5 protein-coding genes are annotated in these 6631 nt (G+C 69.4%); 2 read left to right on the forward strand and 3 right to left on the reverse strand.

Features of this window, described 5'->3' with window-relative positions:
- Positions 1–278 precede the first annotated feature (278 nt).
- Together AB0K21_RS19605 and AB0K21_RS19610 are read left to right on the forward strand one after the other, a co-directional pair.
- Positions 279–1382 carry an AI-2E family transporter gene (locus AB0K21_RS19605; protein WP_364151647.1) on the forward strand — a complete coding sequence of 368 codons (1104 nt, stop codon included), beginning with the start codon at positions 279–281 and terminating at the stop codon, positions 1380–1382.
- 4 nt (positions 1383–1386) lie between these two features.
- A complete protein-coding gene (locus AB0K21_RS19610) occupies positions 1387–2106 on the forward strand; it encodes an AraC family transcriptional regulator (RefSeq protein ID WP_343983046.1) in 720 nt (239 codons plus the stop codon).
- A 6-nt stretch (positions 2107–2112) separates the two neighbouring features.
- Here the strand turns inward: AB0K21_RS19610 and AB0K21_RS19615 are convergent, their stop codons facing one another.
- From AB0K21_RS19615 to AB0K21_RS19625, 3 genes are all read right to left on the reverse strand, one after another.
- Positions 2113–3765: an AMP-binding protein gene (locus AB0K21_RS19615; RefSeq protein WP_364151651.1), complete on the reverse strand. Its 1653-nt coding sequence runs from the start codon at positions 3763–3765 to the stop codon at positions 2113–2115.
- Between the two features lie 181 nt (positions 3766–3946).
- Positions 3947–5335, reverse strand: coding sequence for a hypothetical protein (locus tag AB0K21_RS19620; RefSeq protein ID WP_343983052.1), 1389 nt, complete (start codon positions 5333–5335; stop codon positions 3947–3949).
- A 177-nt stretch (positions 5336–5512) separates the two neighbouring features.
- Positions 5513–6619 (reverse strand): chitinase, encoded by a 1107-nt coding sequence (locus AB0K21_RS19625; RefSeq protein WP_364151999.1) that lies wholly within the window; start codon positions 6617–6619, stop codon positions 5513–5515.
- Positions 6620–6631 lie beyond the last annotated feature (12 nt).

Consider the following 6631-nt stretch of genomic DNA (forward strand, 5'->3'; position numbering starts at 1 on the left):
CCATCGACTTGAACCCGCCGAATCCGCTAGGATTGCGACCACCCTGTCTCCAGGGCAACCCCTCTAACTTACTCCAACATCCGGTCGATGTCCAATCGGATCCCGGCGTGACGCATGCGCCCCGACGAGGGAGATGATCAGAAGGGTGGTCCCGAGGCTCTGGCGATCTCCGCCGACCCCCTCGGGCCTGTGAACTCTATGTACGCCGCCGGGTCCCGTCAAATCGAAGCGCGTGCCCCGTGGAGACGTGTTTCCCGCTCGCTGGGTAGAGATCAGACATGACGGACCAGAGAGTGTTGCCCAGGACGCTCGTCATGCTCCTCTGCGCCGCGAGTGCGGTGATCGTTCTGGGGGGGATCAGGGCGGTCGGCTCGATCGTTGGGCCGGCGCTGCTGGCACTGATCCTGATCCTGGCGGTCTCCCCGGTCAGAACCTGGCTCCACCGGCACGGCGCTCCCGGGTGGGTACTGGTGGCCATCCCCCTGGCGATCGTGCTGCTGGTGCTCCTGGGCATGGTGGCGACCCTGACGCTCGCCATCGCACAACTGGCCGCTCTCATCCCCACCTATGACAAGCAGTTCCAGCAGCTCGTTCTGCAGGCGCAGGAACTGGCGGCGAGGATCGGCATCGGCACGCAGCAGATAAACGAGGCGATCAACTCCTTCTATCCCGGCAAGGTCTTCACGATCGCGCAGGAATTCCTCGGCGGGCTGGTGGGCGCGTTCTCCGGCATCGTTCTCGTCATCGTCCTGCTCCTGGCCATGTGCCTGGACGCGCAGGCCTTCTCCCGGATTCTCGCCCTGGGGGCGGCGCGCAGGCCCCTGCTCATCGGCGCGCTCCACGACTTCGCCCACCGGACCCGTCGTTATCTTGTGGTGTCGACGGGGTTCGGGTTGGTCTGCTCCGCTTTGGACGTGGCCGCGCTCTGGTTTCTCGGCGTGCCGCTCCCCCTCCTCTGGGGCATGCTGGCACTGATCACCAACTACATCCCCAACATCGGCTTCGTCCTGGGCCTGATACCGCCCGCCCTGCTCGGTCTCCTGTCGGGCGGTTTCAAAACCATGGTCTTCGTGATCGTCGCCTACCTGTTGATCAATTTCGTGGTGCAGTCGCTGATCCAGCCCAAGTACCTCGGTGACGCCGTCGGGCTGTCCACGACCCTGACCTTCATCTCGCTCATCCTGTGGACGTTCCTGCTCGGCCCGCTGGGCGCGCTGCTGGCCATCCCGCTCAGCCTGCTGACCCGCACGTTGCTGATCGACAGCGATCCGGACGGCGAGTGGGCCGCCGCCCTCGTCTCGGGGAATGTGCCCGGCGAGGGGCGGCCGGCGGCGGAGGGCTCGGAGAAGAACGGAGGGGGAGGCAAGCCGCCCGTAACCTGAGACCATGTATCGCGAGTGGGCTCCTGACTCCCTCGTCGCCGGGCGGGTGGCCTGCGTGTGGAGCAACGAGGCGACCACCGTCACGACCATGGGCACAGGCACGCCCCAGCTGGTCGTGCCCGACGGCTGTGTGGATCTGATCTGGGGTCCGGGAGGAGCGCGGGTCGCGGGTCCCGACACCGGCCCGAAAACCGTGTGGATGTCGCCGGGCGACCGCTACGTCGGGATCAGGTTCGGTCCCGGCACGGCGGGCGGGGTGTTCGGCGTGCCGCTCGACAGCCTGCGCGACCTGCGGGTGCCGCTGTCCGAGCTGGAATCGCTCAGGGAACTGTCCGAGCTGACCCCTTTCACGGGAGTCACCGACGCCGTACAACGGGTTCTGGCCGTACGAATGCGCACGACGCCCGGGCCCGATCCCGCCGCGTCGGCGATCGCCGAGGCACTGCTGGCGGGGCGGAGCGTCAGGGAGGTGGCCTGGGATCTGGGGCTCGGCGAGCGGCAGCTCCTGCGCCGGTGCCTGCGGGCCTTCGGGTACGGTCCGAAGACGTTGCAGCGGGTGGTCAGGTTCCAGCGGGCGCTGCGGCTGGCCAGGCGCGGCATCGCGGCGGCCGAGGTCGCCGCGGCCAGCGGATACGCCGACCAGGCTCACATGGCGAACGAGGTACGGCGGCTGGCGGGAGTCCCCCTGGGCCGGCTGATCGGACGGTCCGCCGACGGGTACTGACGGGCGCTAGGGAAGCAGCCGGGCACGGCCGAAGTCGACGAACCTGGCACGCAGTGCCCAGCACGCCTCCTCGGTCAGCGGGACGTAGGCGAGGTCGCGTCCCGGCCGCCACCACACCGGGTCGGCGCACTCCCACAGCTGGCGCCGCAGAGCGCTCTTGTCCACCTTGTTGGTGGCGGTGAGCGGCATCTCCGGTGTCAGCCGTACGAAGCGGGGAGCCCATTTGGTGCCGAGGTCGGGCTGGGCGTTGAGGAACGCGGCGAATCCGGCGGGTTCGAAGTCGTCGTCGAGTTCCAGCGCGGCCATGACCTGGTCGCCGGTGCGCGGGTCGGGCACCGCGTAGACGGCGCACATGACCGTGCCCGGGTAGCGGGCGAGGATGCGTTCGACGGGGGCGGCGGCGAAGTTCTCGCTGTCCACCCGGAGCCGGTCGGCGTCCCTGCCCGCGAAGTAGAAGTATCCGGCGCTGTCGCGGTAGGCGAGGTCGCCGCTCCAGTACCAGCCGTCGCGGAGCCGCTGGGCGTCCGCCTCGGCGTTGTTGTAGTAGCCCTCGAAGGAGGCGTCGCGCCGGACGATCTCGCCGATCGCCTCGTGTCCGTTGACCAGCCCGCCGCTGTCGTCGAAGCGGGCCCGCGGGCACTCACGGCCGGTGGCGGGGTCGTGGACGGCGACGTCCATCCCCCGCTGCGGCAGGCCGAGCGCGTCGGCCGGGGTTCCGGGAACCTTGCTGATCGCGATCGCCCCCTCGGAGGAGCCGTACCCCTCGATGATCCGGGCGCCGAACCGCCGGGCGAACTCGGTCAGGTCGCGGGAGGAGGCCTCGGTCCCGAAGGCGGCCCGCAGCGGGTTGCGGGAGTCGTCGTCGCGTTCGGGAGTGGCCAGGATGTACGCGAGGGCGCGGCCGACGTAGTTGAAGTAGGTGACACCGTACCTGCGGATGTCGGTGAGGAACTCCGAGGCGCTGAAGCGGCGGCGCATCGCCACCGTCGCGCCCACGCCGGTGGCCATCGCCAGGTTGGCCATGACGGCGTTGCCGTGGAAGAGCGGCATCGCGAGGTAGGTCACCGACTCCCGGTCGATCCCGAACTGGCCTCCCCTGCCCGCTATGGCCGCCAGCCGCCCCTGGCCGCAGATCACCGCCTTCGGCGAGCCGGTCGATCCCGAGGTGAAGAGCAGCAGCAACGCCTCCTCGGGCCGCGGCGGCTTCTCGGCGTCGAGGGCCGCCCGCGCCTCGGTGCCGGTGCGGCGGGCCAGCAGCGCGTGGTAGCCGTCGGTGTCGGCGAGCAGGACCCGGCCGGGTGGCAGCCCGAGGTCGAGACCGTCGAGCAGGGCGGAGCGCGGGGTGTCGGTGACGACGAGGCGGCAATCGGTGTGCCGGATGTCCGCGGCGAGTTCCGCGCCGCGCCGGGTGGGGTTGATGCCGACCAGGGTCGCGCCCGAGAGGGCCGCGGCGAAGATCCAGAAGACGTACTCGGGGACGTTCTCCAGCAGGACACCGAGGTGGAACGGGCGGCCCGGCTCCCGCATGTCCAGGGCCAGTGCCGCCCGCAGCTCCGCCTCGTGGACGATCCGCGCCCAGCTGTAGCTCTCGTCCTCGAAGCGCAGGCCGGGATGTTCGTCACCGGCCCGCGCCCGGATCAGGTCCGCGAATGTCACCACACCCGGATCTTGAGCAAGTGCTTGGTCAAAGTCAAGTCGCGCCTGGGACTCGGACGATCTCCGGCGCCACCGCTCCGCCGCCCACCCGGCTCCGGCCGCCAGCCGAGGCCATCGGGAGCACCAGTGCCTCCTCCGTGACGGGCCGAAAGCAGGTGGCGACGCCCGTCACGGCGGTGGCAGGTCAGGCGGAGGCCGGGACGGACCGCAGGGGCGGCGGTTCCTCGGGAGCGTCAGGCGCTTTGAAGACGCGGCGCGCCCATGGCATCGCGAGCGCCAGGATCGGCAGGAGCACGATGGAGCCCTGGGACCAGAAGACATGGAGGCTCCGCCAGGTGGCGGAGTCGAACTGGGTCATGTAGAGGTAGCCGTACGCGGCCCAGAAGGACACGCCGATGATGGCCGGCCAGGCGAAACGGGCCGGGCGGGCGACCAGGAACGGCATGAACCACAGGAGGTACTGCGCGCCGAGCCGGGGAGTGGCGACCATGAAGGCGATCAGCAGCGCCGTGGTGAGATCGACCGGGTCTGCGCGGCGCCACAGGAAGGCGGTCACCAGCAGGGTGACGTAGACCAGACGGGTGCCGAAGGTGGCGATCGCCTGGTTCAGATCGTTGACGCCGTTCATGAGGATGGCGCTGTAACCCCACTGGCCGACGATCGGGCGGACGTCCTGGATCACTCGGATGACCTCGGGGATCTGGCTCAGCGAGGTGCCGGCGAAGATCGGCAGGGTGACCAGGAAGAAGACCGGCGCGATGCCGGTGGCCACGAACGCCACGACGCGGGCGCGGACGGTGGGCAGCAGCAGGAGCATGCCGGGGATGAGCCAGATCGGCCAGCTCTTGGCGCAGAGCGCCAGGCCCATCAGCAGCCCCGCGAACAGGGCGCGGCGCAGGGACTGCCGGTCACCGGGGCGAGGGGTGAGCGCTGTGCGCAGGACCGTGCCCGAGGAGCCCGCGGCGTGCCGCACGGCACCGAAGAGGCCTCGGGAGGCGACGTTGTCCCGAACCAGCGCGACCACGTCGGTCGTCATACCTGGCCGGTCGGGGTCGCCGGGCCCCCGGGCGACGACGAAGGCGGCGACGCCGAAGACCAGGGCGACCGGCTCGACCTGGCCGTGTACGGAGGCGACCAGGATGGCCAGCGGGTTGCACGCGTACTGGAAGGCGCGCAACGACGCCTTGGAGCCCCCGGCGAGCTTGCCGACCAGCGGGATCAGCGCGATGTCGGCGACCACGGTGACCAGACGCCCGCCGATCTCCCAGGGGATGCCCAGCCATAGCAGGAAGCCGTAGACGTAGGGGATGGTCGGCAGGAAGTGCCAGCCGCCGTTGCTCCCCAGGACGGGATCCTCACGGTTCAGGACCGCCTCGCCCGCGGGTTTGAAGCTGTTGACGAAGTCGACCGGCTGCCAGGTGTCCATCGCCGAGGTGGTCATGATGAGCACCCTGAAGACGATTCCGACCGCCAGCACGGCCGCCAGCGAAGGCCGCCAGCCCTTCCACTGTGCGACCACGGCGAGCACGACACCTGTGACGAGGACGAACCCCGTGAGAATTGCGTAGTCCATGACGGCCTCTAGCCTGCCGGACCCCACCGCCGACCGGCCACCCGGTCTCTAAAACGAGACCACTCTGCCAGTCTTCGCCACCCGTGGAGTGCGCGCGGTCACGATGAGTGACGGTGGCGAACCGCGACGAGGGAACCTCGCCGCCGGAAGTCCGTCTCTCCCGGCGGCGAGGAGTTCTCAGCCCAGCGCGTCGAGATAGGCCCGGTGGCTCCGGGAGAACTCGAAGGCGTTGTATTTGTCCCAGTTGATGGACCAGGTCATCAGGCCGCGGAGGTTCGGGTAGACCCCCCTGGGCCGGTACGGACCGCAGTTGGTCCCCTTCGCCAGGCAGTCGAAGGCCTTCTGGACCTCCGCCACCGTGGTGAAGCCGTTGCCCGCGTACGCGGCGGCGGGCAGGCCGATGGCGACCTGCTCCTGGCGTAGCGCGGGGAAGACGTTGGCCGGGTTGCCGGCGATCGGGAAGCCCGCGAGCAACATGTCGGTCATGGCGACGTGGAAGTCGTGGGTGCCCATGGTGTGGTACTGGTTGTCCAGCCCGGTGATCGGCCCGGAGTTGTAGTCCTGGACGTGCAGCAGGGTCAGGTCGTCGCGCATCGCGTGGATGACCGGGAGGTAGGAGGCGGCCCGCCGGTTGGCGGAGCCGTTCGGTCCCGGGCCGTAGAACTGGTAGCCCAGCTGGACGAAGAACGTCTCGGGGGCCATGGTCAGTACGAACCGGGCTCCGTACCTGGCCTTGAGGGTCTTCAGCGCGGAGATCAGGTTGACGATGACCGGGGTGGTGGGTGCGGACAGGTTGGTGTCGCCGCTGTCGAGGTAGAGGGAGTGGCCTTCGAAGTCGATGTCCAGCCCGTCCAGGCCGTACTTGTCGATGATGGCGCTCACCGACTGGACGAACTTGTCCCGCGCGGCCGTGGTGCTCAGCTGGACCTGGCCGTTCTGGCCGCCGATCGAGATCAGCACCTTCTTGCCGAGTGCCTGCTTGGCCCGGATTCCGGCGATGAACTCCGCCTCGGACTCGACGTTGGGGCACTCGGCGACCGGGCACTGGGTGAAGCGGATGTCCCCCGAGGTCACCGAGGTGGGCTCGCCGAAGGACAGGTTGATGACGTTCCACTCATTGGGGACGTCGGCCATCCGGATGTAGCCGGAGCCGTTGGCGAAGGAGGCGTGCAGGTAGCCGACCAGCACCCGCTTGGGCAGGCCGCCGGGGGGTGGCGTGTTGGTGACGGTCGCGGAGACCGCGCCGGACTTCGCCGACTCCCCCGAGGCGTTGGTCGCGCTCACCTGGTAGCTGTG

It is taken from the genome of Streptosporangium sp. NPDC049248 (assembly GCF_040678965.1).
In the GTDB taxonomy this organism is placed as follows: Bacteria; Actinomycetota; Actinomycetes; order Streptosporangiales; family Streptosporangiaceae; genus Streptosporangium; species Streptosporangium fukuiense.

Excerpts from the sequence above, each read along its gene's own strand:
- AB0K21_RS19620 (WP_343983052.1), bottom strand. The coding sequence starts at position 5,335 with ATGGACTACGCAATTCTCACGGGGTTCGTCCTCGTCACAGGTGTCGTG.
- AB0K21_RS19610 (WP_343983046.1), top strand. The coding sequence starts at position 1,387 with ATGTATCGCGAGTGGGCTCCTGACTCCCTCGTCGCCGGGCGGGTGGCC.
- AB0K21_RS19605 (WP_364151647.1), top strand. The coding sequence starts at position 279 with ATGACGGACCAGAGAGTGTTGCCCAGGACGCTCGTCATGCTCCTCTGC.